At 56.1% G+C, this 25120-nt stretch carries 22 protein-coding genes, 1 tRNA gene and 1 pseudogene; 8 read left to right on the top strand and 16 right to left on the bottom strand.

The features are described from left to right. Nucleotide 1: 1 nt before the first annotated feature. From ACR0J7_RS07075 to ACR0J7_RS07095, 5 genes are read right to left on the bottom strand one after another with little or no spacing between them, the layout of a single operon-like run. Nucleotides 2-1105, bottom strand: coding sequence for a mandelate racemase/muconate lactonizing enzyme family protein (locus ACR0J7_RS07075; RefSeq protein WP_480913664.1), 1104 nt, complete (start codon nucleotides 1103-1105; stop codon nucleotides 2-4). Further along, the gene (locus ACR0J7_RS07080) at nucleotides 1102-2208 is read right to left on the bottom strand and encodes a mandelate racemase/muconate lactonizing enzyme family protein (protein WP_480545839.1); all 1107 of its coding nucleotides are present in this window, start codon (nucleotides 2206-2208) and stop codon (nucleotides 1102-1104) included. Before ACR0J7_RS07080 ends, ACR0J7_RS07075 begins: the two co-directional genes overlap by 4 nt. After that, nucleotides 2205-2783 (bottom strand): dimethylsulfonioproprionate lyase family protein, encoded by a 579-nt coding sequence (locus tag ACR0J7_RS07085; RefSeq protein WP_480506627.1) that lies wholly within the window; start codon nucleotides 2781-2783, stop codon nucleotides 2205-2207. The genes ACR0J7_RS07080 and ACR0J7_RS07085 overlap by 4 nt, the downstream gene beginning before the upstream one ends. Then, nucleotides 2780-3862 carry an alcohol dehydrogenase family protein gene (locus ACR0J7_RS07090; protein WP_480913667.1) on the bottom strand — a complete coding sequence of 361 codons (1083 nt, stop codon included), beginning with the start codon at nucleotides 3860-3862 and terminating at the stop codon, nucleotides 2780-2782. Before ACR0J7_RS07090 ends, ACR0J7_RS07085 begins: the two co-directional genes overlap by 4 nt. After that, nucleotides 3862-6315, bottom strand: coding sequence for an FAD-dependent oxidoreductase (locus tag ACR0J7_RS07095; protein WP_480913668.1), 2454 nt, complete (start codon nucleotides 6313-6315; stop codon nucleotides 3862-3864). The genes ACR0J7_RS07090 and ACR0J7_RS07095 overlap by 1 nt, the downstream gene beginning before the upstream one ends. Nucleotides 6316-6383: 68 nt before the next feature. Between ACR0J7_RS07095 and ACR0J7_RS07100 the strand changes: the two genes are divergently transcribed. From ACR0J7_RS07100 to ACR0J7_RS07110, 3 genes are all read left to right on the top strand, one after another. Further along, on the top strand, nucleotides 6384-7271 hold the full coding sequence (locus tag ACR0J7_RS07100; protein WP_480558706.1) for a MurR/RpiR family transcriptional regulator: 888 nt from the start codon (nucleotides 6384-6386) through the stop codon (nucleotides 7269-7271). After that, nucleotides 7268-8356: an aromatic ring-hydroxylating oxygenase subunit alpha gene (locus ACR0J7_RS07105; RefSeq protein ID WP_480558704.1), complete on the top strand. Its 1089-nt coding sequence runs from the start codon at nucleotides 7268-7270 to the stop codon at nucleotides 8354-8356. Before ACR0J7_RS07100 ends, ACR0J7_RS07105 begins: the two co-directional genes overlap by 4 nt. A 235-nt stretch (nucleotides 8357-8591) precedes the next feature. Beyond that, nucleotides 8592-8975, top strand: coding sequence for a carboxymuconolactone decarboxylase family protein (locus tag ACR0J7_RS07110; protein ID WP_480482962.1), 384 nt, complete (start codon nucleotides 8592-8594; stop codon nucleotides 8973-8975). 6 nt (nucleotides 8976-8981) lie between these two features. Here ACR0J7_RS07110 and ACR0J7_RS07115 read toward each other — a convergent pair whose 3' ends face one another. Both ACR0J7_RS07115 and ACR0J7_RS07120 read right to left on the bottom strand, forming a co-directional pair. Beyond that, entirely contained in the window at nucleotides 8982-10601 is a 1620-nt protein-coding gene (locus ACR0J7_RS07115; RefSeq protein WP_480482960.1) for a hypothetical protein, read from the bottom strand. A 32-nt stretch (nucleotides 10602-10633) separates the two neighbouring features. Further along, nucleotides 10634-10945, bottom strand: coding sequence for a hypothetical protein (locus ACR0J7_RS07120; RefSeq protein WP_480482958.1), 312 nt, complete (start codon nucleotides 10943-10945; stop codon nucleotides 10634-10636). A 68-nt stretch (nucleotides 10946-11013) separates the two neighbouring features. Here ACR0J7_RS07120 and ACR0J7_RS07125 point away from each other — a divergent pair, with 68 nt between their 5' ends. Then, nucleotides 11014-11955 carry a YcaO-like family protein gene (locus ACR0J7_RS07125; RefSeq protein WP_480913670.1) on the top strand — a complete coding sequence of 314 codons (942 nt, stop codon included), beginning with the start codon at nucleotides 11014-11016 and terminating at the stop codon, nucleotides 11953-11955. 7 nt (nucleotides 11956-11962) lie between these two features. Here ACR0J7_RS07125 and ACR0J7_RS07130 read toward each other — a convergent pair whose 3' ends face one another. Both ACR0J7_RS07130 and ACR0J7_RS07135 read right to left on the bottom strand, forming a co-directional pair. Then, entirely contained in the window at nucleotides 11963-13171 is a 1209-nt protein-coding gene (locus tag ACR0J7_RS07130) for a hypothetical protein (protein WP_480899159.1), read from the bottom strand. 184 nt (nucleotides 13172-13355) lie between these two features. Next, complete coding sequence (locus tag ACR0J7_RS07135; RefSeq protein ID WP_480913672.1) at nucleotides 13356-15338, bottom strand: phosphatase PAP2 family protein; 1983 nt, start codon at nucleotides 15336-15338, stop codon at nucleotides 13356-13358. 432 nt (nucleotides 15339-15770) lie between these two features. Between ACR0J7_RS07135 and ACR0J7_RS07140 the strand changes: the two genes are divergently transcribed. Continuing rightward, nucleotides 15771-15860, top strand: a tRNA-Ser gene (locus ACR0J7_RS07140). 155 nt (nucleotides 15861-16015) lie between these two features. Here the strand turns inward: ACR0J7_RS07140 and ACR0J7_RS07145 are convergent. The 7 genes from ACR0J7_RS07145 to ACR0J7_RS07175 form a co-directional block, all read right to left on the bottom strand. Continuing rightward, a complete protein-coding gene (locus ACR0J7_RS07145; protein ID WP_480913674.1) occupies nucleotides 16016-16756 on the bottom strand; it encodes an outer membrane protein in 741 nt (246 codons plus the stop codon). Between the two features lie 211 nt (nucleotides 16757-16967). Further along, entirely contained in the window at nucleotides 16968-17723 is a 756-nt protein-coding gene (locus ACR0J7_RS07150) for an ABC transporter ATP-binding protein (RefSeq protein WP_480506616.1), read from the bottom strand. A gap of 1 nt (nucleotide 17724) precedes the next feature. Next, nucleotides 17725-18573, bottom strand: coding sequence for an ABC transporter ATP-binding protein (locus ACR0J7_RS07155; protein WP_209598734.1), 849 nt, complete (start codon nucleotides 18571-18573; stop codon nucleotides 17725-17727). After that, entirely contained in the window at nucleotides 18570-19481 is a 912-nt protein-coding gene (locus ACR0J7_RS07160) for an ABC transporter permease (protein ID WP_480545830.1), read from the bottom strand. Before ACR0J7_RS07160 ends, ACR0J7_RS07155 begins: the two co-directional genes overlap by 4 nt. Beyond that, nucleotides 19478-20536, bottom strand: a complete 1059-nt coding sequence (locus ACR0J7_RS07165) for an ABC transporter permease (RefSeq protein WP_480506613.1) — start codon at nucleotides 20534-20536, stop codon at nucleotides 19478-19480. Before ACR0J7_RS07165 ends, ACR0J7_RS07160 begins: the two co-directional genes overlap by 4 nt. Next, nucleotides 20537-22132: an ABC transporter substrate-binding protein gene (locus ACR0J7_RS07170; RefSeq protein WP_480506611.1), complete on the bottom strand. Its 1596-nt coding sequence runs from the start codon at nucleotides 22130-22132 to the stop codon at nucleotides 20537-20539. It abuts the gene before it with no gap. Nucleotides 22133-22166: 34 nt separating this feature from the next. Beyond that, nucleotides 22167-23222, bottom strand: a complete 1056-nt coding sequence (locus tag ACR0J7_RS07175) for a dipeptidase (RefSeq protein WP_480913676.1) — start codon at nucleotides 23220-23222, stop codon at nucleotides 22167-22169. A 121-nt stretch (nucleotides 23223-23343) separates the two neighbouring features. Between ACR0J7_RS07175 and ACR0J7_RS07180 the strand changes: the two are divergent. The 3 genes and pseudogenes from ACR0J7_RS07180 to ACR0J7_RS07190 all read left to right on the top strand — a co-directional run. Continuing rightward, a pseudogene (locus tag ACR0J7_RS07180) lies at nucleotides 23344-23535 on the top strand (helix-turn-helix domain-containing protein); the annotation flags it as partial. Between the two features lie 24 nt (nucleotides 23536-23559). After that, complete coding sequence (locus tag ACR0J7_RS07185) at nucleotides 23560-24255, top strand: LysR substrate-binding domain-containing protein (RefSeq protein ID WP_480506815.1); 696 nt, start codon at nucleotides 23560-23562, stop codon at nucleotides 24253-24255. A gap of 296 nt (nucleotides 24256-24551) precedes the next feature. Next, nucleotides 24552-24950, top strand: a complete 399-nt coding sequence (locus ACR0J7_RS07190) for a cupin domain-containing protein (RefSeq protein WP_480506609.1) — start codon at nucleotides 24552-24554, stop codon at nucleotides 24948-24950. Nucleotides 24951-25120 lie beyond the last annotated feature (170 nt).

A 25120-nucleotide genomic window follows, 5' to 3' on the forward strand; every position in this document is an offset into this window, starting at 1 on the left:
CTCAGTCGATCTCCAGAATTGGGGTGCCAAGGATATCGAGGTCCGGCACAACACCTAATCCCGGACCTTCGGGCGGAGCAATCCGGCCGTTTTCACGGTTTGGTGCATCAGGACACAGACGCGGGGCCACGTACGACGACAAGTCACACGTGTTCATCAGGGAGCTCTTCGGCGTCGACGCCGCAAAGTGGAGTGAAGCCGCGGTAATAATATCAGACCCCCATGTGCATTCCGCGCAAATCTCAGCGCCCAGATGCACGGTCAGGTCCCGCGCACGACGCATTGCCGACAATCCACCGAATTTCGAAAGTTTAAGCGCCACCGCATCCATGCACCCGAGGTCATGCGCACGCATCAGCGAGGCAAGATCAAAGGCACTCTCGTCGATTTTCATCGGAAGACCGGTAGCCTGACGGACAGCGGCACAGTCCTCCAGCGTTTTGCAGGGCTGTTCCAACATCACGTCCAGATGTGCCACCGCACGCCCGGTACGGGTCGCCTGCAATCGCGATGCTCCACAATTCCAGTCACCATATACCAACGGCCCGATTCCCACGGCTTCGCGCACTTTGATCAACCGTTCGGCATCCGCCTGCCAATCGCCCTCGACACCCAGCTTAACCTGAAACTGGCGGATACCAGTTTGAAAAGCGGATTTGGCAATGCACGCCATCTCGTCCGGTGCAATGCAAGTGATTGAATGATAGAGCGGCATATCCGCCTGCGCTCGCCCACCCAACACCGCATAAACCGGCATCCCTGCCGCCTGACCGAACAGGTCCCAAAGCGCGATATCGACGATCGATTTCGCGTATTGATGCCCTTGCAGAAATCCGTCCAGCTTGCGCATGGGGGCGTCTGCACCAAATGGGGTAATCCCGAGGATTTCAGGCGCCATCTCAGCAATGGCACCCGGCACCCCATCCGCATAGGCCGGCAAGTAATGCGGGATCGGGCAAACCTCACCCCACCCCCTGTGACCGGTGTCCGTTTCAAGGCTCAGGACATGGGATTTCACAGTGGCGCAGGTCTTACCTTCAGCCATGTGGTACGTTTCGTGACTTGTCAGATCGACAGACCAGAGCGTTATCTTGTTGATTTTCAAGCGTATACTCCCACTGGATCACCTAATGTGCTTTCATCCGGATGAACGCCAAGTCCAGGCTCTTCTGGCAGGTGCAAGTGGCCATCAACATTCCGAGGCCCACGCCCCCCGGCAATATCGACCGTGATCATGTCCTGACAGGCCCATACGGCAAGGCAGTTGTCATCCGGGATGGTCGCGGCCAGATGCAATGCTTCGGTATCGGCCAGAACCGTACCGCCTGTGGCCATTACAAACATGTCTATCCCATGGGCCAGCGCGATATCCCGCATGCGTGCAGCCTTGGTCAGCCCGCCGACGCGGTTCAACTTGATTCCGAAAATCTGAGCCAGACCATCGCGGGCGATACGGGCCGCATCCTGCAAAGTCACAAGGCTTTCGTCCACTGAAACGGGTGACGGGTGAAGCCCCGAGATTGCAGCAATGTCATCCAGCGTCTCACAAGGTTGTTCGAACATGACATTCAGGTCCGCGCAGGTGCTCATCACACGCAACGCTTGCTGACGCGTCCAGCCACGATTGACATCGTAAAGAACGATTTCCCCGGGTCGCCGAATACTCTCGACATCGCGAACACGCGCGATGTCCCGTTCAACGTCACCACCGATCTTCACGGAATGGGCGATGTAGCCCCGCTGGCGGTAACGCTCTATGACCGCGCGCGTTTCGTCGACAGTTTTCGCCCCGACCGAGGACGCAATCGGGCGCGGTGTCCGCGATCCACCCCCCATCAGATCGGCAATCGGCACGCCCGCCGCCTGACCCGCGATATCCCAGCAGGCCATATCAATTGGGCTTTTGGCATAAAGGTGCCCGGGCAAGGCAAGATCCATAGCCCGTTCCACATCCAGAACCCGCCGCGGATCAAGGCCCAGAATGAACGGCGCCATCGTTTCAATCCCGGCGCGGATACCCGGACCATGCGCGGGCACATAGGTATGGCCCCATGGGGTCCCTTCACCCCAGCCAACAAACCCCGCATCGGTTTCGATTTTCACGAGTGTCGCGTCAAGCGTTTCGAATTTCAGTCGCCCACCAGACAACCAATATGGATGCTCTAGCGGGAGATCGATGTGATATACAGTGATAGCCTTGATCTTCATGCGATATCCATCCGGGGCAGATCACACATGCCTTCACCGCGCCACAGAACATAAGTCAGGATCGGCTGATCTGTGGTAACCATGGCATGACTTTGCCAACTTGCGTGCAAGCGCGTTTGATTGGCACCAACATATGTTTCGTCCCCATCGACCTTGAACAACGCACCTCCGCCAAGGACGAGGTAGAGTTCTTCGGCCTGATGGCTGTGCCAATCGTAATTCAGGCCAGCCCCCCAAAACGCGATGTAGCCACGCAGCAGGGTCGAGTGAAAATGTCCGGTTGGACCGAACAGCTCATAATAGCCGTATCGGTTCAGGAAATCCGCACCAACTTCGTTTTCGGTGTAGGTGTGTTTCCAATGTGCCAGATGCGCAGTCGCTTTGACCGCCGCGATCAGGTCGCGGGTTGGCACGTCTTCAACTAGGTCAAAGGCTGCCACCAGTCTCGTTGCGGGAATGGGTGCGGGATCCAACCCCGTCGGGGTCAGATCACCCGGCCAAGGCGCGAACGCAGACAGATCAGGATGCGCATGGTGCATTTGCCGGGCAACTTCGAGAACATCATCAAGCGTCATGGCATCACCACGATGTTGCCGGTGTGCTCTTTGGCGATGAACGCGGCTTGTGCTTCTCGGAGCTCCTCCAGCGGGTATGTCGCGGCAAGCGCTGGCTTGATCTCACCGGCCTCGATGTATGTTACGAGGTTCTTCATGACCTGAGGGTCAATGACGGTCGAACCGGTGAAGGTCAGATCGCGCAGGTAGAATGTACGCAGATCAAGTTCGACAATCGGGCCTGCAATTGCGCCCGAACAGGTATAATGGCCACCCCGTTCCAATATGTCGATCAGGTTCGGCCAGTATGGCCCGCCTACGACATCGGCAACCACACTGATCTTTTCCGCGCCCAGCGCCTTGCGCAGGTTCGCAGGTGCGCGTGGCAGAATGACATCGGGGTCAAGTCTGGCCACGTCCGCGTGTTTGGATTCGGATGCCATCGCGATCACCCGTGCGCCGCGCCGTTTGGCCAGTTGCACAAGCGCGCCGCCCACACCGCCGGAAGCACCTGGAACCAAAACCGTATCCTCGCCGGTCACATTGGCACGGGTCAACATGCCTTCGGCGGTGGAATAAGAGCAGGAAAAAGTTGCCAGTTCAGCATCCGTCAGGTCCGAGGTGATTGCCACAGCATTCACCGCCAGAGTTGTCGCGTATTCGGCAAAACCGCCATCCCGTTCCGAGCCGAAATAGCCAGTCTTGTCTTTATTGTATGGTTCCACCGGATCGCGCAGCCAGCCATCCGTGATGATACGCTCGCCGATACGCCCGCGATCAACACCTTCGCCGACGGCAACGATATGCCCGCAGATATCGGCCCCTTGAATTCGCGGGAAGGTGATCGGATTACCGCCCCAGGTGGGATCATCTTCACCAACCTCTTCAAACGCGCCACCGGTCGTCGCGGCTGTGACCGTCTTGGAGTACCAACCCGACCGCGTATTGACGTCTGTATTGTTCAGCCCACATGCCGCAACCTTGATCAGCACTTCGCCTTCCGCAGGTTCAGGGCGCGGCCAGTTATCGTGCCGAACTATCTGCTCTAACCCTCCGTGGCCCATCGTAACCATGGCTTTCATTGTGGCGGGCAGGCTCATCAGGCGGTCTCCACTAATGCGTCTGTGCGGGGCAGCAGGCTGTCGGGATCGTAGGCGGGCTCATCCAGTACTCGGGCCGGACGCGGCTTGCCGTGAATCACGACCTCCAATTCGGTTCCCACTTTTGCTGCTTGGGGTTTGATGTATGCAAAGGCCAATATCTTACCGACCGTGTGGCCGAATGCGACCGAAGCCGTCGAGCCTATGACACGCCCGTCCAGCATCACCGCCTCGCCTCCATGGCCGTCAATTTCGCCATCCGGCTCGATTTGCAGATAGGCACATATCCATGGCAAATCGGTGTTCAACGTCTTGTCCTTGCCCAGGTAATCCTTGTCCGTACGGGCAAAGCGCAGCACGCCAGCCTCGGCCAGAGTGACCTCGTTGGTCAGCTCACCTGCCCCTTTGAAGCCCTTCTCCATCCGCATCACGTTCATGGCGAAACTGCCATAGTCCGCAATGCCATACGCTTCGCCCGCAGCCCATAGCGCATTGTAGACATCAAGGCAGGCAGCGTTAGGCATATGCAGTTCCCAACCCAGTTCGCCCGCATAAGACATGCGAAACGCCCAGAGTTTATGACCGGCAATCGTGACCTCTTGCGCTGACAGCCAGCGGAACCCGGCATTGCTCAGATCGGTATCCGTACAGCGCGCCAGAACTTCGCGTGATCGGCGACCGTTCAGCGACAAGGCCGACCATTCGGACGACAGCGCGTTGATCTGCACATCTTCACCCTTGCGATGATGCGCCAGATGATCAAGCAAGCGCTGTTCGAAGAACGCCGCACAGACCAGATAGAAGCGCTCTTCGGCGATGCGGACAATGGTAGTCTCCAACTCAATCCGGCCACGACGGTTCAACATATGGGTCAGCGTGATCGAGCCAACTTTTTGTGGCATCCGGTTGGCAGTCAACCGATCCAGCAGGGTATAGGCATCCGGCCCCGATACTTCGACTTTGGTGAAGGCGGTGACATCCATGATGCCGACACGTTCGCGCACTGCCTTGACCTCGGCCGCGACCATGTCGTCGGCAGGGGTGCGGCGGAAGGAATAGTGATCGCGCTGTTCCACGCCGTCCCGGGCGAACCAGCGGGGGCGTTCGAAGCCATAGACCTCTTCATGTACCGCGCCTTTAGACTTCAGCAACTCAAACAGTGGCGACGGCTTGATCGGACGCCCTGCAAGTCGATTGAAGTGTGGAAACGGGATTTCGTGACGTAAGCAATAATCTTCTTCCGCCTTGATCACTTGCCAGTCTTTGGTGGCATAGCTGCCGAAGCGGCGCGGATCGAAATCCCGCATCGAGATATCGGCAGCCCCATGCACCATCCAGCGCGCCAGTTCTCGGGTCAGACCCGGGCCCCAGCCGATCCCGATCTGCGTCCCGCAACAGCACCAGTAATTCCGCACACCCGGCGCAGGACCGATCAGGGGGTTGCCGTCCGGCGGGTGCGAAATCGCCCCATGCACATCGCGCTGAATGCCCAGCTCGGCAAAGATCGGCATCCGGTTCAGGCTTTCCTCAAGCCATGGCATTACCCGGTCATAATCCGCGTCGAACAACCAGTTCTCGTACTCCCACGGGCAATGATCATGCCAGACCGAGTTCGGATTCTCTTTCTCGTATATTCCGATCAGGCCGCGCTGCTGCTCCATCCGGATATAGCCCGAGACTTTGCGGTCATCGCGGATCACCGGCAGTTCCTTGTCCAAGTTCTGGAATTCGGGCACTGGCTCAGTCACGAAATAATGGTGCGTCATTGACGTCATGGGCAGTTGCAGCCCGGACCATTCGCCCATCTGGCGCGCGTAGGTGCCGCCCGCGTTCACCACATGCTCACAGATGATGGTGCCCTGTTCGGTCTCAACAATCCATTCGCCGTTTGCGCCCTGCGTGATGTTCGTCGCCCGGCAGCTGCGGAAGATGCGCACGCCCTTCTGGCGTGCCCCGGCTGCCATCGCCATGGTCACATTGGTCGGGTCCACATGCCCGTCATCCGGTGTATGCAGCGCGCCCAGAACACCTTCGAGGTTATAAAACGGATGCAGTTCAGCCACCTTCTCGGGACCGACAAGTTCGATATTGAAACCCAGCGACCGGCCCACCGACAGGGTATGGCGCAGCCAATCCATCTCATCCTCGGTATAAGCAAGGCGGAACGAGCCACAGCCATGCCACGTGACAGGCTGACCTGTCTCGGCCTCCAGCAGGCCGGAATACAAGCCGATGTTGTAATCGACGCATTTGCCCAGACCAAAGCTTGAGGTTGAATGCGTAATCTGCCCCGCCGCATGCCATGTACTGCCGCTGGTCAGCTCGGCCTTTTCCAGCAGAACAGTCTCTTCGCCCCAGCCTTCATGGGCCAGATGGTAGGCCAGACCAACGCCCATGACGCCGCCTCCGACGATGACCACACGTGCGTGTGACGGCAGTTCATTCCCGGACATGATTTTTCCTCTTCCCGAGTCGCTTTTCTGCTCGACAGGCTAATTCCACATTTGTACCATCGTCAATCATGAATGACACAAATGTATCATCAACTGTTCTGGATCGCCTGACCGAAGAGTGGGACGCCCTGACCCCTGAGGCGCAGAAAGCCGCGCGTTACGTTCTGGAAAACCCTACGGATGTAGGGGTTTCAACCGTGCGCGAAATTGCCGAGGCGGCAAAGGTCAAGCCCAACACATTCGTGCGCATGGCGCGGCAAGTGGGGTTTGAAGGGTACGAAGATTTTCGCGAACCCTTTCGCGACGCGATCCGAAAAGGGCGCGTGTCGTTTCCAGACCGCGCCAGATGGCTTCAGGACATCGGCAAATCCGGTGAATTGGGCGGGCTGTATGCCGATATGATCGGTGCCGCAATCCGGAATATCGAGGAAACATTTGCAGGGATCGACGCGACCCGCCTGAAATCTGCTGCCGAAATCATCTGGAATTCTCGCCAGATTTTCACACTCGGCGTAGGCGTCAACAACTCCAACGCGCGCAACTTTACTTATCTGGCTTCGACCGGGATGAAGCAGTTTCATGCAATCCCCCGCCCCGGTTCAACCCCAATGGACGATCTGGCCTGGGCCGATGAGCAGGACGTGCTGATTGCGATCACCTGTCATCCCTACCGCACCGAAGTGATCGAGGCGGTCAAACTGGCACGTCAGCAGGGCCTGACTGTCATCGGTATCTCGGACAGTCCGGCCAGCCCTGTGATCCGGAACGCCCATCACGGGTTTGTCGTCGCAGCAGATACGCCGCAGTTTTTCCCATCATCCGTTTCGACCATCGCGCTGCTGGAAACGCTGCTGTCTTTCGTGATCGCCGTATCCAGCGACGAGATCGTCGAACGGGTCGAACGTTTCCATCGTCGTCGCCATCAGCTTGGCATCTATGCGGAGGAACCCGAATGAACGCACCGCTGACCCACTCACTGGACGCGCGATATTATACCGACCCCGCCATTTTCGAGAAGGAGATGCAGGGGCTTTTGGCCCGAACATGGCAGTTCGCAGGCCATGTCGCGCAGGTTCGGGAAACAGGAGATTACTTTGCCTTCGAGATTGCCGGGCAAAGCCTGTTTTGCATTCGCGGGCGCGATGGCGAAATTCGCACTTTCTATAATGTCTGCCAGCACCGTGCGCATGAAATGGTCTCGGGCACAGGCAACACCCGCGTTGTCGTCTGTCCCTATCACGCGTGGACCTATGAATTGTCAGGTCAGTTGCGCGCGGGTCCAAATATCAAATCCGTCCCCGGATTTGACCGCAGTGCGATCTGCCTGACGGCGGTCCGGACCGAAATCTTCAATGGGTTCATCTTCGTCAATCTCGACGACAAGGCAGCCCCGATGGATGACTGGTATCCCGGAGTACGGCAGGAAATCCGTGCATTCGTCCCGCATATCGACGAACTCGAGCCGCTGGAATGGGTCGAGATTCCGGAACACTGCAACTGGAAGGTCAGCGTCGAGAATTATTCGGAATGCTATCACTGCCCGAGCAACCACCCGACTTTCGCTGAAGGTGTCGTCAAGCCCGAAACCTACGACATCCAACCCGATGCAGGCGGCGGTTTCGTGCTGCGCCACACGACCGAATGTCAGAGCCTCGACAAGATGACTTACCCAATCGACCTGTCGGTGCCTCATGCGGGCGATTACCAGTCTTGGTTCCTGTGGCCGATGTTTTCGTTCCAGTGCTATCCGGGCAATGTGCTGAACACATATCACTGGCGCGCAAATGACACGGATCACTGCACCGTCTGGCGCGGTTGGTACACTGAAGGTGGTTCGGAAAGCGCGGTGATCCGGCAACTGGCCGTTCAGGACAGGGAAACAACGGTCGAAGAAGACATCCGGCTTGTGGAATCCGTGCATCGCGGCCTCAGATCCCGTGGTTACTGCCCCGGCCCGCTGGTGCTGGATCCGGGCTGCGGTGTGATGTCCGAACACTCAATCGCCAAGTTGCAACAATGGATGCGCGAGGCAGTGGAATGAAACCCACCCCAGGCAGACATAACCTGCTTGCCCTACCCTTGAGCGGGTAGATCAACCACGCTGATGCCCAAGGACTGGCACCCTTGCGAAATTGACCGGATTTTGCCCAAAGCACTTGGGTATATCGACATAGTGGACATGCCGGACCGGGTATACAGGTGCACCACCGGATGAAATCACACTACGATCCCGCATACAAACACCGCCTGACACGCTGACAAACCGGAGACCCGTAATGGCCGACTTATTTGACGAAGACCTGTTCCTGAAAGGGTTGGAACAACGGAAGAATACACTGGGCGCGGACTATGTGGAAAAGAACCTTGCAGCAGCAGATGATTTCACCCGCCCGTTTCAGGAAGCCATGACCGCCTGGTGCTGGGGTTTTGGCTGGGGGGATGACGTGATCGACGCAAAAACGCGGTCGATGATGAACCTGTCCATGATCGGAGCACTGGGAAAGATGCATGAATGGGAAATCCACTGCCGGGGTGCCATCACCAACGGGGTGACCAAAGAAGAAATACGCGCCATCATCCACGTGGTCGGGATTTATTGCGGCGTTCCGCAGGCGTTGGAGTGTTTCCGCGTCGCCCGCAAAGTGCTGGACGACAATTAGACGCCATCACAGACCTGCTTCGGCCAACAGTCGTGCACCTTCGTCATAGTATTTTCTGTTTTTGAAACAGCCCGGCCAGGCCCAGCGCTCTGCCGTGAAACCGGGCTGCAATTCCAGGATGCGACGGGCGTGCCGGCGTGCCAGTGACTGGTTGCCAGCGGCGGCGGACAACATGCATAACACAACCCGCGCCCGCACGCTGCCGGGGTCCACTCGCAAGACATTATGCGCGTGCTGCCATGCTGCCTTGTCTCCGGAGAGGGCAAGGGTCATGGACAGGTTCGCCTCGATCCAGATCGGCGGGTGCGGCGTTAACGCGAGGGCCTGCCGATACGTGGCTATTCCGTCCTCAAGCCGGTCATCATACATCAACAAGACACCATAATAGCCCAGCAATTCGGGGCTGCTGTGGAACCTCTCAAGTACCTTGCGCATCAGCTGGCAAGCCTCGGCAGTATGGCCAGCAACACTGTGGGTAAACGCTTCGAGTGCGGCGCAATAAGGATCCGCCGGGTGTTTTTCACGCATGACGGCGCAGTCGGCCTCGACCAGAGCCAGCGTTTTTTCCGGCGAATCTTCCATGCCCAACCGGATCAGATCCAGGCGGCAGAATCCGACAGCGATCCGCGCAGGCAGATAGTCCGGATCGCGCTGCAAACAGACCTCATACTGGCGGATGGCACGAAACAGGCCGTCCTTGGTCGTAAGGCTCTCCTGAATGCGACCATTCTGAAATGCCGTCCAAACTTCGGTGGATGTGGCGCGTGCTGACCAGATGTCGGACCAGTGACCATCCCGCAGCCGTAGTTGAAGCGCTTCGACAACTTTCATTGCGATTTCTTCAACGGCGTCAAACGTATCCTTTTCCCGAAACCGGAAACGTTCGGTCCATAGGCACACCTGATCCACGGTTGATGTTAATTGTGCCGCCACCCGCAGTCCTTCGGCCGCTACCACGCTGCCGCTTAGCATATAGCCGTCGACAGGCCCTTCTTGCCTGCGCGCATCACGCAATTCGATGACATCCGACAACGTACCCAAGAGGAAAAGCAATTCGTCCCGTATCGACGCCGCCGCAACGTTGATATTGTTATCGTCACCAATTACTTCAAACGGCTCGACTACAATTGCAGGTCTCTGATGCCCCCAATGGGATGGAAAGCGCGCGCCAACCGGGACAGGCGCATTTTCATCAAAGCCAACGTCCCAATACGCTTGCCGTTCAACTGCCAACCAGTCTTCAAATTCCGGGTCTGCAACATCCAACCCTTCCAGAAGCTCGGCGCGATCCGGTTGAAGCGGTTCATCAAACAAATCAATTTCAAGCGCTTTCAGGTCGATGGAGACATTCTCGCGCCCGATGTCCAAAAACCCCAGACCGAACCCGGCCAGATGCTTGGTCAGGACACTAAGTTCCTTGCGCAACGAGGCCGCACCCTGTGCAGGTGAGCTTTTGCTCCAAAGCTTGTCTTGCAGCCAGGCCCTGCTGCGAACAGCATTCTTAGACAACAACACCAAGGCGAGAAGCGCTTTCGCCTTGGTGCCGCGTGGTGTTGCATCCTGGCCGTCGTTGCAAATCACCTGAAACGGACCGGTCAGGAATATCTTGGTTTTTGCCTTACTCAAATAAACTCCTCAGGCAAGTTCAGATACTGCGATCAGGAACCACAGCCATAAACGACAATGCCACCCATCGCTTCATAGGCCAGCTTGCAGCACCATGACTCGTGATCGGGATTTGGGTCTGGCTCTTTATCGCTCAGATCAGGGATTACGATATGAACCTTGTTCTTGGAATCATAAACAAACTCCACTGCAGGATTACCGACATCAGCAAGGATTTCATGAATCTGTCGCTCAGCCGCGTCGCGACCCTCTTGTGATCCCAGCGCGTTGCTCCGGGCGGCGTTCAGAACTTCACACCCAAGATCCTTAAGTGTGTATTTCGGATTAATAGTCAAACGAGCCATACTAAAAGTCCTTTCTTAACAACCACAACCATTTGTATAACCCGTTACATACCTATCCGGAAACAAAAATGACCGACGCGCTGATTGAACTGGCCGAAAACGCAGGGATTATTTCCGGACCTTCTTTTGCTGAATTTCCCAAAGGTGCTCCGATCCACACCGCCTTTCGCATGGTCAATTTGCGAAACGGAACAGTGCCACCCGCTGGCGCAATGAAACATCGCGTGTCCTTTGGCACAGCGCGTAACCGGAACGTAGCCGCGCGACTTTCGGGTTTCGAAGCGATCGAACGTTATGCGCTGCAATACAGCGCGGATTCGCCCGAAACCCGCGAAAGCCTGATTTCATCGGATGGTGCCACGCATGCTCTGCCACGTGATGCCCTTGCTCTGGGTGCGCCGGGCAGCGATGGGCAGATCACGTCGAAGGGGGCCGCAGCCGGACCAACGCATGAGGCCGCTGCGTTATGGGCCGCATTTGAATGCCTGGAACACGCGCTTGGACCACGCGGTTTCGACCAAGTGTTGCCCGAAACAGCGTTGCCGCGTGATCTGACCCGCTGGCTGAACACCTACCTGCGTCATCTGAGCGTTCACGTTCGCATGGTTTCGGGCGTCGGCCTGCTACTGCGTGCGGTCTGCGCCGATGCGGATGGCGGGCGACCAACCTATGGAACGGCTTTTTCCGCCGATCTGGCGACAGGTGTCTGGCACGCGGCATGCGAAGCGGTTGTGTCCTGGCGCAATATGGTGACGCTTGACCACACCGGCGTGACAGATGACGCGATGAATGAGGAACAGGCGCGCTTGTTCCGACTGTATCGCGGCGCGCGAACCGATCGCCCGACAACTCCGGCATCCTCTTTCGATGTGGACGCCTGGCAGAGTCCCGACCCGACGCTGATGACTGTGTTGACAGCGGCGGCCAACGCTGCCGGTCGCCCGATTGCCATATTCGATATGACCGCGCCGGAAATACCTTTGCCCGTTGTCAAAGCCGTGCCGGTTTGAAACCTTTTCAGTGACTGAATTGGCAAGTTGGCGCTACGTTGCCAAAGACCTCAGTTTCGGTCCGGTCCGCAAATTCAGAAATCTGTTTGCATCGTTGGGTTTCCGGCAGTCCACAAACGATATCGCTTGGATCAACAGGCGGGACTTCAACAAATTCGACCCTTGTGATCGCGCGTGGATTGGCCGCCACTGTTATCAAAGGGCCAACCTCGATCAGGCTGGCAAGCGCATAACCCGACGCAGGCCGTGCGGTCGACCCTGATCCCATGGTGATATCGTCCAGAAACCGCGGATCATCGTCGCCCGGCCCGAACTCAAGGCGCATGGGCATTCCCGCTTCACCGCGCGGATAACGCACCCAATCTGTCGGCACATTCACCGCATCCACGAAGAGTTCGGACATGTGAAACGCCCGAATATAAAGCCCCATAGGATTCGCGAACGCCATCGCGCGCCCTGTCGGCGTTGCTGTGCCCCTGGAGAAGGCCAGATCAAGGGCTTCACCCGCCAAACCAGATCCCGCATGGCGACAATACAAATCCTGTCGGTCGGCAAAATGTAACACTTCATCAAGCCGCGCGGGCCTTCTGTTTTCACCATTGCCGACAACATATGGGAATGAGGAAAGATGCATTGTAGCGATCAGGTCGCTCAGGCTGTTCGTCTCTCTGGTCATGAACAAAGCATGTTCGATATTCAACGGATGCTCTGGTGGATGAGCAAAATCTGTTCCCACCAATCTTTTGTGAAAACGAGCAATGCGTTGAGGCACATCCAATGCGCACCAGTCTGCTCGCGAAACCTCGAACAACTCTTCGCAGGAATATGAACATCTGGATACGGTTTCAACGACCGAAAGGAAGTGATCCAGATCGAACACTGCCATGGTTCTCCACCACTCCATCAGTTCGGTCGTGGCGACAAAGCGCTTCGGCCGCATTTTACCTTCGGAATCGAGCCGTAAAATCAGCGCATATTCCAGAAATTCATTGTGCAGCTCAGCCCTGCTTGCCCAACCCCGATCCGAAAGACTGGCGGCCAGATCCTCGCCCAGACAATCCCGGGGCTCGCGCGGGTTGGCAGACCATTTGAACCCCGTCGATATCTGACCATCGACGATGTCGTCTGGGTCCATGACCAGGAACGGGCTCACTCCATTGCCATCGAAGAACCCTTCAATTCTCAAGTTCCAGTCCGACAGGGCGGCTTCACTCACCCCCCTATCGGCGCAACCTGGAGATTGAAAAACAGCCATCACCGAACACCGATTTGTATCTGAAATGCAGGGCTGATCTGCCATCAATACTTGCCACGGCAGTTCCAGCCTGGTTCGAGAGATCATCATCGTTGACGGGCACGGAAGCATCATGAAAAATCTCCCTCCGAAAAAACCTGAAACCTCATCCGCCCCAACCTGCCTGCTCTGGCAGGTGGCGGGTCCACCACAACTCAGGCGAACTATTGGCTACGTGGATTTCACTGCCAGAAGACCGTTTTCCCGAGATGCTGAGATGATCGCCGTCAAAAGTCTCAAGCGACACTTTCGATAACGCCGGTGATTTTGCCATATGCTCTGCCAGTGTTCCGACCGCGATACGCTCACCCATCCGGATACTGTCGAAATAATCGCTATAGAAATGAACGCCCGCCAAATTGCGCCCAAGTGCAATATTCGCAGCCAACTTGTTCAGCTCGCCATTCAGCGTCAGGCAGTCTGCACTGTCTTCTGGTCGGGTCGAGTCGATCAGGGTCTTACCCCCCGCAGCTGGCACAAGGACCCGAGGCAGACCAGCTGCAGCCAAAGACACCCGTGATCCATCCAAAGCGTGCGTTCTGAAGAAAGCTTTGAGCACTGTGACGCATGCCCCGGCAACGGCACCATGAGCCGCCCCATAAGACGGGTGCATTGGCGACCCTTCGGGGTAAGCAACCGGCAGCAGCAAGTTACGGTCATTTCGCGGCAAGCCCTTATGGGAAATGGCGTTATGCGCAAACCGCTTCACCGAAGGCGAGGCGGCGATTGCATCCATAAGGCTGAAACCTTCGCTTGTCGCCGCTTCGAGTTTTCCCAGATGGGTCGCGGCAAAAGGCTCGGCCGCGCCAAGGGTTGCGCCGTGACCGTTCGCCATCAAACTCGTAACACTGCCCAGCTTTTCAGGCCGGGCACGATTGTGCACCTGAAACGTCTGGCGTTTCGCGGCCCTCAGGGCCCGTGCCCCGGCTTCCGTCAACAGGGACAGTACGTGCGCGCCGCCGCAGGCAGAGCCTGGATCACGCACACCGGCATATCCATCCTCGGGCAAACCTTCATCTGTCGGCGTGCCCTGTCCCAGCATCAGCAGGCAGGCATTGAAAAAAGCCTGATAGATTCTGTCAAAATGCACGTAAGTGGCAAGGTCGCGCGGTGTTTCAATGAATTTCGTTCCCTCGCTCTCAAAGGCTTGTTCAGCCGTCGTGTCCGCCCCGTTCTGAACGTCCAGCCACTCAGCCCAATCCCGCAGATAGTCCACGCCCGCCGCCTGCGGCTGGATTTTCTGGTCGATCCTCAAAGCGCCGAAGGGAACAGCCCCGACGGCCATTGCCTGCGTCAGCTTTTGCTTTTGTCGGCGCGCTTGATCTGCTGTCAGTGGATCGTGGCCTTGTACCAGGAACTGCGACAGATACGGTCCCTGTGCACAGCCCTGTGAGCAACCGCGAAACAGGGTTTGAGGGGTCAGGCCGCCACCGTCCCTAACCCGCCGCGCCGCCGAAACCTTTCCAATCTCTGCGCCATCAGCGTCCCGAGGGCTGCCATCGCGCCGGAACCATTCCATCTGACAAAGGGCACCCGCCACGTTGGCCGCATCACTGGCACCATCCCTGATGGATTCGAACGGCACATCCCGCAGATAGGCCATCGCGTAAATCTCGGCCATCTCCGCCGCCAACTCATCCGATCCAAGCCGGGGCGCGGGTGCAATTCCCAACCCCCCCGCGTCACATCCGTTGAGACCAAGCCGATGGCCCAGGATTGGCCCTTCCCACGCACGCCACCTAAATTCACCACCCTCTGATGGCGCGGTGCGGAAGGGCCCGGAGTAGGCTGGCGTGTCGAACAACGCCAACCGATTGCCATGATTGTCGGTGCAGGTCGGATCAGCCACTTCTTCCAGAAACTCGGTATAGACCTGCGCGTCGACAATTCCGTTCACGTCATGACGCAAACCCTTCGAGAAATTCGTGGGCCATGTCCCTTCAAAAAGGTCCGATTCACCGTTGTGATCCTTGAAAACCTCCTGAGTGGAACGCGCCAACACACTCAAACGGCGCCGACCCCGGCCTACCTTTTGATTGGCTTCGTCAGGGTTCTGCCATGGTTCAGACGGAACGGTATGTTGCGACATGATGTTCTCCTCAACGACGAAAGAACGATTCGCATCACGGCGTTACCGGATCGTGACTTCCAAAAAGAGAATGTGTTTTCTATGCTTTTTCAATAAGTTGTTGGGTTCGCACTGGCGCACGGAACGCAATCACGCAAAAACTCGTGACCCGGTTCCACGTTGCAAAGCCAACCGAGCACTTGAACTCCGCTGTAGACTTGCCACGTTCAAATTCTCGTACATCAGGCCAGATGCCACAGGCAAGGCCCGCGATTCTAAGGATATTACGAACTGCATCGGGCCTGAAGAAAGTGAACCCGTACTTACAAATGGTGTATGCAAACCGGTGCGATTCCGTTCTATTTCAAAGAGTTCGGACAGATCTGCAAAAAAAACCAAACTTTGCGGAATTGACCTTGTATTTCCGTTGCTTGCACGGATATACCCGTCGGCGGAGACGTGGCCGAGTGGTCGAAGGCGCTCCCCTGCTAAGGGAGTAGGCCCGGAAGGGTCTCGAGGGTTCGAATCCCTTCGTCTCCGCCATTTACCAAAGTAAAAAATAATCATAAAAAGCAAAAGCTTATTTGAAATCAGACAGTGCGTTTCTGGACTATCGAGCGACGACAGCCCTTAGAAACAACCGCGTTCAGCCGCTGTTGCAACATAGGTTAGTATCAGGGATGCGCCTGACGTTGTCTTCAGAACCTGTACGTTGCGCCCAGCAGCGGGCCGGACTGGTCAAACCTGAAATCATTGCCGTTGATCTCATGATCGAAGGAAATATACCGGTAGCCGCCGCGGATCAGCCATCTGTCATTGATTTCATAATCTGCAGTCAGCAAAACTTGCCAGGTTTCGCTACCGCTCCGAAACCCGCCATAATCCACGAACCCGCTCCCTGACCATTTGTCAGATATCCGAACTCTTGCACGGGCAGCGACGACCGGATCAGTCCAGTTATCATCGGTCGTCACACTTCGTCCGGCGGCAACTCCCGGTTGCAATCGGAACGTGGTTTCCGTGCTGAACCACCTGAACCCGCCTGCTAAGGCCACGCTGATCGCAGGTGTCTCATAAACCTGGTATCCGACATAGCCGCTGAGAAATTGTGTTGTGGCGGAGGTATCCAAACTCGAAAACGCCGGGCCGGGAGTTGAGTTACTGAATGCCAAATCGGTGTAGTTGTAATCCGCAAGCAACAACCAGCGCCCGTTAGACGCGGAAATACTGCCCATAAACGCAAAATCCAGGTTTTCGAGAGCGTCTGAAAAACTCAACGTGCCGTCGATTGTTCCACTTGGTGTTGCAAGAGAAATATCCGTTTCGGCCATGAACAGATAAGCTGTGCCCGAAAAAGACCAATCAGATTGCTGGGCTGAAACAGGTGGCGCGATCAGTAACGCAACCGCAATCGCCAAGTTTTGCACCTTGCTTTTCATCAGTGACCTCGTTGCTAAAATTTATATTGCATTTCTTGCATGCTTCACGGTTACACAATTTGTAGACGTTTCCAATATCTCGATCGCTGTAGTGTTGTCGCGGTCCCTATCGAAATAGGGATGAATCCACACCAGAAATGCCAAAGGATCCTATTGTCTGACCCCCGAATTAATCGTGTGAAGGGCAAACCCCAGATTGAATGAACATTCGTTATTGGTTCGGAGCAACAGACGCGGTCAACAATTGCTTGGAATACTCGTGGCTTGGGTTCCCCAAACGCAAAGTTTCCGAGGACATGACCTCAACAATTTCACCATTTCTCATAACCGCCAACTGCTCGCACATATGTGCGATAACCGGAAGATCGTGAGACACCATCAGATAGGTCAATCCGCGCTGTTTGCGCAGGTCAGTCAACAGGTTGAGAACCTCGGCCTGAACGCTGACATCCAAAGCTGACGTGGGTTCGTCCAAAAGCAAGATGTCCGGCTCACCTGCCAAGGCCCTTGCGATTGCCACGCGTTGTCGTTGGCCACCGGAAAGCTGGTGTGGATACCGGAACCGGAATCTTTGCCCAAGTCCGACGTCGTTGAGCAAATCGCTCACGCGTTTATCGATGTCCCCAAACCCATGCAGATGAATAGTTTCACTGAGGACCTGATCAACAGTGTGCCGCGGATGCAAAGACGCGTAGGGGTCTTGAAACACCATCTGGACGGTTCGAAAGAATGACCGATCCCGCCGGGACCCGGATATCGCCTGGCCTTCTACTCGGATTGTGCCCGACCATTGCGGTGCAAGTCCCGTTATTGCCCTCAGAATTGTCGACTTGCCGGACCCGCTTTCGCCCACAAGACCAAAACTCTCGCCTTGAGCGACTTCAAGGTTTGCGTCTTTCACCGCATCGACCCGGTCGTGTGCATGACCAAACCAGACATTCAGATGGTTGATTTCCAGTGCCTTCATTTCAGCCCCTCACGCTCGGGGCTTCGGACCACGACGGATCGCGTGTGAGAACACTCAGGTGGGTACATTTTTCATCAAGGCGCGGCAGCGAGTTCAGCAAGCCCTGGGTATAGGGATGTTGGGCCTGATGCAGCTTGTCAGCCTCGCAAACCTCGACGATCCGACCTGAATACATGATGAGGACACGGTCGCAGAATTCAGACACCAGATTCAGGTCGTGGCTGATGAATATCAGACCCATCCCCCGCTCCTTGACCAATCCATCCATGATGTTCAGCACCTGCCGCTGAACGCTGACATCAAGCGCCGAAGTTGGTTCATCGGCAATCAGTATCTTGGGATTGGGAATCAACATCATCGCAATCATAATGCGCTGCCCCATACCCCCAGACACCTCATGCGGGTACGTTCGCATCACCCGCTCAGGATCACGGATTGAGACGTTATCCAACATCTCGATAGCCATCTTCTTAGCATGGGCCTTCGAGCCGGAATTGTGCTGAAGGTATGCTTCCATGAGTTGCTCGCCAACGGTGACCACCGGGTTCAGAGAAAACTTGGGGTCCTGCATCACCATGGAGATCTGCTTCCCTCGCACCTCACGCATCTCGCGCTCGCTGAGCTTCATCAGGTCTCGGCCTTCCAGATTGATGTGTTTGGCCTCCACGATACCCGGATTTCTGATCAGGCGCAGAATGGCCCGCCCCGTCATCGACTTACCCGAGCCGCTTTCGCCGACGATCCCCAGACGCTCGCGCCCCAGCGAAAACGATACGCCCCGCACGGCGTCAAACACGCCCTGACGGGTTGGGAAACGAACCCACAGATCTTCGATGTCGAGTAAGTTCATTGCCCACCGTCCTTTGGATCAAGCGCGTCCCGCAGCCCGTCACCCAACAGGTTGAAGGCCAGCGAAACCGTGAAAATTGCTAGCCCCGGTACCGTGGCCACCCACCAGTGATCAAGGATGAACCGTCGGCCCTCGGATATCATGGCACCCCATTCCGGGCTTGGGGGTTGTGCCCCCAACCCCAGAAAACCAAGACCGGCTGCAGCCAAAATGATCCCGGCCATATCCAGCGTGACCCGCACGATCAAAGATGAGATGCAAAGCGGCCAGATATGCCGGGTGATGATCCGCAATGGCCCGGCACCCTGAAGGCGGATCGCGTTGATATAGTCGGTTGACCGGATGGTCAGGGTTTCTGCACGCGCCATACGCGCATAGGGCGGCCACGCCGTGAGTGAGATTGCCAGAACCGCGTTTTCAATCCCTGCCCCAAGCGCCGCGACAAATGCCAGCGCCAGAACAAGTCGTGGAAAAGCGAGGAAAATATCCGTGATGCGCATTAGGATCACATCCGTCCATCCCCCCACATATCCCGCAACCGTCCCGACCAGAAGCCCCGCAATCGGTGCGATGAGCGCCACAAGAGCTACGATGTACAGTGTAATTCGCGCCCCAAAGATCAGGCGTGACAGAATATCCCGCCCCAAGCTGTCGGTTCCCAACAGGTGCCCTTCAGCCCCGATGGGGAGAAGTCGGCTGGACAGGCTCTGAACAAAGGGATCGTGCGGCGCGAGAAAAGGCGCAAAGACCGCTGTCAGAACAAGGACGACAAGAATCGCCAACCCGACCATTGCCATCGAGTTTGATCGCAAAGTCAGCCAGCCTTTGTAGAAGCTGGCCAATCTGGCATGGCGGCGCGAAGTCGGCTCGTCGGTCAGCAGCCACTGGCGCAAGGTCATGTCGCTCATTTCGACCTCGGATCAAAGAAACGGTAAAGAAGGTCCGAGAATATGTTCAGGCAGATAAAGATCAGCCCGACCACAACGGTTCCTCCAAGAACGGCATTCATATCGGCGCTCAGCAAGGCCGTCGTGATATAGCTGCCGATTCCCGGCCAGCTAAAGATGATCTCGGTCAGAACTGATCCTTCCAACAAGTTGGCATAGCTGAGTGCGATCACTGTGATCAGCTGCACCCGGATATTCTTGAAGGCGTGGCGCCAGATAACTTGTCTTTCAGACAGCCCTTTGACGCGGGCGGTGATGACATACTCGGCTGACAACTGTTCCAGCATGAAGGATCGGGTCATCCGGCTGATGTAGGCAAGCGAGTAGTACCCCAGCAATGCCGCGGGCAGGATGATATGGGACAACGCATTGCGGAAGACATCCCAATCCTGGGCCAAGGCACTGTCTACCAAAATCAGCCCAGTGCGTGAGGGCACTATGTCCTCGTAGAAGATATCCAGGCGGCCCGGGCCACCGACCCAGCCGAGTATCCCGTAGAAGACCAGAAGCCCCATGAGCCCCAGCCAGAAGATTGGCATTGAATACCCGACAAGCGCGACCACACGGGCGATCTGATCGATCCACGATCCGCGCTTGACTGCGGCGATCACACCAAGCGGAACACCCAGAAATATTCCAATCAGAACGCCCAAAGTCGCCAATTCCAGCGTGGCTGGGAAGACGCGGGCAATATCCTGAGAAACCGGGCGGGCATTCAGAAGTGAATCGCCAAAATCGCCGTGCAGAACATCCCAAAGGTAATATCCAAATTGAACCAACAGCGGTTTATCAAGACCAAGCTGTTGATAGACCGCATCATAAGTCGATTGCGATGCGCGTTCACCGACGATTGCCAGCACCGGGTCGATCGGCATCACGCGACCGATGATGAAGGTCACGAAAAGCAGACCCAGCATTGTAATTGCGATAGTGCCAAGAGTTTTCAGGATACTCTTGATCCAATGGATAAGAGGCGCCGAGCGGCGCCCCTCAGTTGGTCTTTCGGCCAGTGCCATTTACTTGGTCACCTGCCAATACGACGCCGATGTAATCGCCTGACCGGTTGAGAAATTCGTCACGTTTTCACGCAGGGCCGATTGCTCAATCTGCTGGAACATGATGACAAACGGCGAAGTCTCGCGGAACTCAGCCTGGATTTCCTTGTACATGTCAGCGCGTTTCGCGGTGTCGTTTTCGATAACGGCCGCGTCCGTTTTGTCGGTCAACCCGCCGGTATCCCAAGAATTCCGCCATGCCAGCAATCCTGTGGCATTGGCTTCGTCCGAATTATCCGGGTTGTAGGCAAAGGTACCTGCGTTCGTCTGCGGGTCGGGATAGTCCGGCCCCCATGCGCCAAGATAAACATCCAATTCCCGCGCACGATACCGCGCCAGAATTTGTTTGGCGGTTCCCACGGTAATGTTCATTGTGATGCCAACCTGACTCAGCGCATTCTGTAGCGATTGGGCGATTTCGATCCGTTCCTGCGCTTCACGCACACCTACTTCAATCTCAAGCCCGCTTACACCTGCTTCATCCAGCAGGGCCTTGGCCTTTTCCACATCAAAGCTAAACGGCGTCTCGTCAGAGGCACCGAGATAGGTTTGGGGCAGGAAATTCTGGTGGATCGTGTATTGCCCTTTCAGGAAGCTGTCGCGCATCCCTTCATAGTCAACCAGATACTTGAACGCCTGCCGAACCTGAGGCTTGCTCAGCTCAGGGTGTTTCTGGCTCAGCGAAACATACATCAGGCGGCCCTTAAGCTCGTCTGCAATCTTTACGCCGGCAACAGATGAAGCGCCGGCAACATCTTCTGGATTCAGGTTGCGCGCGACATCGATATCACCACGTTCCAGCAACAGGCGCTGGCTGGCGCTTTCCTGAACGTGACGGACAACCACGCGCTCCATGGCCGGAGCACCCAAATAGAAATCGGGGTTCGACTTCAGTGTTACGCTTTCATTGGGTTTCCAGCTGACCAGGCTATAAGCCCCAGATCCAGCAGTATTGGTCTTGAGCCATTCATTGCCCAAGTCGCCATCCTTGTCGTGTTCCATCACCGTCTTCTTATCGACAATGCCGCCGATGGTAGCGGTCAGACAGTTCAGAACGAAGGATGTCGCATAGGGTTTGTCCGTCGTGATCGTCAGAGTGTTGCCGTCCGCGACAATCGTTTGTTCGACATTTTCCGGCGTGAACCCAAACTGAGTCAGGATAAAGGCCGGGGTCTTGTTTAGAATGATCGCCCGACGCAGTGAAAATTCAACATCTTCTGCCGTCACCGGATTACCAGAGTGAAAGGTCAACCCTTCCCTGATATTGAAGGTAATCGATTTGCCGTCTTCAGACACATCCCAACTTTCAGCGATGTCGGGCTGATAGCCAGCATCCAGATTGAGCGGGTCGAAGTTCACCAGCTTCTGATAGACATTCCGGCTGACATCCGAACCCGCAAACTCAAAGCTTTCGGCCGGGTCCAACGTCGTGATGTCGTCGATACGATGCGCGATAACCAGCATGTTCGGCGGCGTTTCGGCCATTGCCGAAGTCGAGGTCACGGCCAGCGCCAATCCTAGCGCCGCACCGGTAAGCAATCTGTTAAATGCGTTCATTTTGTCCTCTCTGTCATCAAGTCTTCACTAACGGTTACGAGCCCCAGGTCTTCTCAAGAACACGCAACCAGTTTTCGTGGCAGAGCTTCTTGATGAGCTCTTCGCCGTATCCATGGGTCACCATGGCATCTCTCAATCGAGGCAGCATCGAGATGTCCTTCACGTCGTCCGGCACGACCGCCCCGTCATAATCGGACCCAAGCCCGACCCGGTCTTCACCCATTATCCCGATCAGGTGGTCAAGGTGCTTCAGAACCTGCATCAACGGCACGTCGGACAGCATCCGACCATCCTCACGCAGAAACGCAGTGGCAAAGTTCAACCCGACCATCCCGTCGCTTTCCGCGATGGTGCGAAGCTGATCATCGGTCAGATTTCGCGCGTGCGGACAGATGGCGTGGGCATTTGAATGCGTTGCGACCAAAGGCGCATCCGAATACCGCGCTACATCCCAGAAACCTTTTTCATTGAGGTGGGACAAATCCAACATGATACCCAGCGCGTTGCATCGCTGCACAAGCCGCAGTCCATGGTCTGTCAACCCAGGGCCAGTATCTGGCCCCGATGGATATCTAAACGGCACACCATGGCCAAAAATGTTGGGTCGGCTCCACACGGGCCCAAGCGATCGCAACCCCGCCGCATGAAATACATCAAGCGAATGCAGATCTGCATCAATCGCCTCGGCGCCCTCGATGTGAAAAATGGCCGCCATCTGGCCTTGCGCCAAGCAGTTCCTGATATCCGAAACCGATCGAACCACTTTCAACGCCCCCAAACGTTCCAGTTCCAGCAGTATGGTAATCTGCCCCAGCGCTGCGGGCAGAGCATCTTCGGCATCAATATGATTGGGAAGCGGCAGGTCATAGCTGGGCCGGACCATTTCTTCCATTTTTGCATCGGCATCGATAGGCGAAGGCACCCAGACGGCAAAGAAGCCTCCGCCAAATCCACCGGCCGTGGATTTTACAGAGTCGATCGCGCCTTCGAGCCCGGTCAGGAAGCGGCCCGCTTTGGGCAGACCACCTGACGAGGCCAGTTTTGACAATACGTCGTTGTGCCCATCAATGATAAGAGGGAGGGTCCTCAAACTCGCTTTTCCCAGGCTAGTGTCATCTCGACACACGCTAACAGACGTAATCGTCATGATTGTAAAAAAACTTGATGAGTTTTACTCATAGAGCTAGTCGGAATCATGCGGGCGCCCAGCAATGAAGAAACCTCGCAACTGGCATTCTTTGCCGGAATACCAGGCGCTCCGTGCGCTCATGCAGTCTGGAACAACAGCCGCTGCCGCACGACAGCTCGGCTTATCTCAGTCCGCGGTCAGTCGCTCGGTCAGCAGCTTAGAGGATCGACTGGGCAGAACACTGTTCGAACGAGATGCAGGCAGATTGCGACCGACGCAAGAAGCCGTAAGGCTGAATATGCGATTGGATCCTTTGTTCGAGGCATTGGACAGGATCGATGGTCCGGGCGAAACTGTGCAGGAAACACTGCGCCTCGTTGCACCGCCCAGCTATGCTCATCGATACATCGTTTCCCTCATCGCCAGTTTCATTCGCGGGAATCCCGGTTTTTTCGTGAACCTTGAGGTGACAACGTCGGATATGGTCACGCTTGGCGTGCTTGAGAACCGATTTGATCTTGCCGTGACCGGGATTGAACAAAGCCGCGCTGGCATCAAACTTATACCATTTCGCGAGTCACCAGCCGTTTGCGTCATGCGACCCGAACATCCTCTGTCTGAACGCACCGTTCTGACGCCTTCAGACTTGCATGAGCAAGAGCTGATCGCGCTGACGTATCGACATGGGCGGCGCGGGCAGCTGGACCGGTTGCTTCATCAAGTGCGCGCTAAACCGAGGATCGTTGCCGAAGTTTCAACCTCATTCGCCGCTGCCGACATGGCGCGCGAAGGATTGGGGCTGTCTGTTATCAATCCCTTTCCCGTCTACCATTACCGATCTCCCGACCTGGCATTTGTCCGATTTGAATCTCTTATGCGGTACCGGGGCCATTTTGTGGTCTCTGATCAAAAACCGGTTCCAAGGATCGCACGGGCATTCATGCGGCATCTGCGATTGAATACCCCTCCGGACCCTTTCTCTGACCCGAGGTAATGAAATCTTTCCAAAGGTCTTCAATGGCAATACGCCATGTGACCGCCCAACAGGGAAGATTTTGGAGGAGGGTCGAGGTACGGACCTGTCATGGCTACGTGCACAGTTTGGTATGAGTAACGTCCGCAAACGTGGGTTTCTTCGTCCTTATGTATCTCAGGCCGTATCACCCGGTATGCGGTTCGTTCATAAGGCTCGTTAGAATCTCCGCCCAAAACCCGCTTCTGATTTCCCTACGTTTCCAGGCGAAGCTGGCGTATCATTCTCTCGCTCAAATCTTAGGAAGGAATACCTAGATGGCGGATTGTGCGAAACTGCACCCCGGCGAAACCTATTCCGGGAAACAGGGGTTCGATTACTTCGAAGGCATCGCCAGACAGACGGTAGGAAGCCAAGCTATCTGCATGCATCTGCTCACGGTCCCGCCCGGAGGGCGCGCCAGGGCGCATAAACATGAGACACATGAAACCGCGATTTATGTGATTTCCGGGTCTGCTAAGATGTATTGGGGCGACAGGCTAGAACACGTTATGGAAACGCAAGCAGGAGACCTGATCTATATACCATCAAACACTCCGCACCTTCCGTTCAACGATGGGAATGAACCCGCAGTTGCAGTTATCGCACGCACGGACCCGAACGAACAGGAAAGCGTTGTTCTGATGCCGGAACTTGAAAGCCTTGTACCAGGGTGACGCAAAATACCGTTGGGGACCAGCAGCGCAGTTTTTTCTCCCCTGTTGCTTCCAGAGTGCTTTGAGTTGTGCAGTGGCCCTGAACGCAGAAAGCGCCCCAAGGGGCGCTAAGTGTTTGATATCTGACTTGAAGTATTGGTTGCGGGAGCAGGATTTGAACCTGCGACCTT

The organism is Ruegeria sp. O4 (assembly GCF_056535125.1).

Excerpts from the sequence above, each read along its gene's own strand:
- ACR0J7_RS07105 (WP_480558704.1), top strand. The coding sequence starts at position 7,268 with ATGAACGCACCGCTGACCCACTCACTGGACGCGCGATATTATACCGAC.
- ACR0J7_RS07190 (WP_480506609.1), top strand. The coding sequence starts at position 24,552 with ATGGCGGATTGTGCGAAACTGCACCCCGGCGAAACCTATTCCGGGAAA.
- ACR0J7_RS07120 (WP_480482958.1), bottom strand. The coding sequence starts at position 10,945 with ATGGCTCGTTTGACTATTAATCCGAAATACACACTTAAGGATCTTGGG.
- ACR0J7_RS07155 (WP_209598734.1), bottom strand. The coding sequence starts at position 18,573 with ATGAACTTACTCGACATCGAAGATCTGTGGGTTCGTTTCCCAACCCGT.
- ACR0J7_RS07145 (WP_480913674.1), bottom strand. The coding sequence starts at position 16,756 with ATGAAAAGCAAGGTGCAAAACTTGGCGATTGCGGTTGCGTTACTGATC.
- ACR0J7_RS07085 (WP_480506627.1), bottom strand. The coding sequence starts at position 2,783 with ATGACGCTTGATGATGTTCTCGAAGTTGCCCGGCAAATGCACCATGCG.
- ACR0J7_RS07100 (WP_480558706.1), top strand. The coding sequence starts at position 6,384 with ATGAATGACACAAATGTATCATCAACTGTTCTGGATCGCCTGACCGAA.
- ACR0J7_RS07170 (WP_480506611.1), bottom strand. The coding sequence starts at position 22,132 with ATGAACGCATTTAACAGATTGCTTACCGGTGCGGCGCTAGGATTGGCG.
- ACR0J7_RS07125 (WP_480913670.1), top strand. The coding sequence starts at position 11,014 with ATGACCGACGCGCTGATTGAACTGGCCGAAAACGCAGGGATTATTTCC.
- ACR0J7_RS07165 (WP_480506613.1), bottom strand. The coding sequence starts at position 20,536 with ATGGCACTGGCCGAAAGACCAACTGAGGGGCGCCGCTCGGCGCCTCTT.
- ACR0J7_RS07185 (WP_480506815.1), top strand. The coding sequence starts at position 23,560 with ATGCGATTGGATCCTTTGTTCGAGGCATTGGACAGGATCGATGGTCCG.
- ACR0J7_RS07095 (WP_480913668.1), bottom strand. The coding sequence starts at position 6,315 with ATGTCCGGGAATGAACTGCCGTCACACGCACGTGTGGTCATCGTCGGA.
- ACR0J7_RS07160 (WP_480545830.1), bottom strand. The coding sequence starts at position 19,481 with ATGAGCGACATGACCTTGCGCCAGTGGCTGCTGACCGACGAGCCGACT.
- ACR0J7_RS07080 (WP_480545839.1), bottom strand. The coding sequence starts at position 2,208 with ATGAAGATCAAGGCTATCACTGTATATCACATCGATCTCCCGCTAGAG.
- ACR0J7_RS07090 (WP_480913667.1), bottom strand. The coding sequence starts at position 3,862 with ATGAGCCTGCCCGCCACAATGAAAGCCATGGTTACGATGGGCCACGGA.
- ACR0J7_RS07110 (WP_480482962.1), top strand. The coding sequence starts at position 8,592 with ATGGCCGACTTATTTGACGAAGACCTGTTCCTGAAAGGGTTGGAACAA.
- ACR0J7_RS07150 (WP_480506616.1), bottom strand. The coding sequence starts at position 17,723 with ATGAAGGCACTGGAAATCAACCATCTGAATGTCTGGTTTGGTCATGCA.
- ACR0J7_RS07135 (WP_480913672.1), bottom strand. The coding sequence starts at position 15,338 with ATGTCGCAACATACCGTTCCGTCTGAACCATGGCAGAACCCTGACGAA.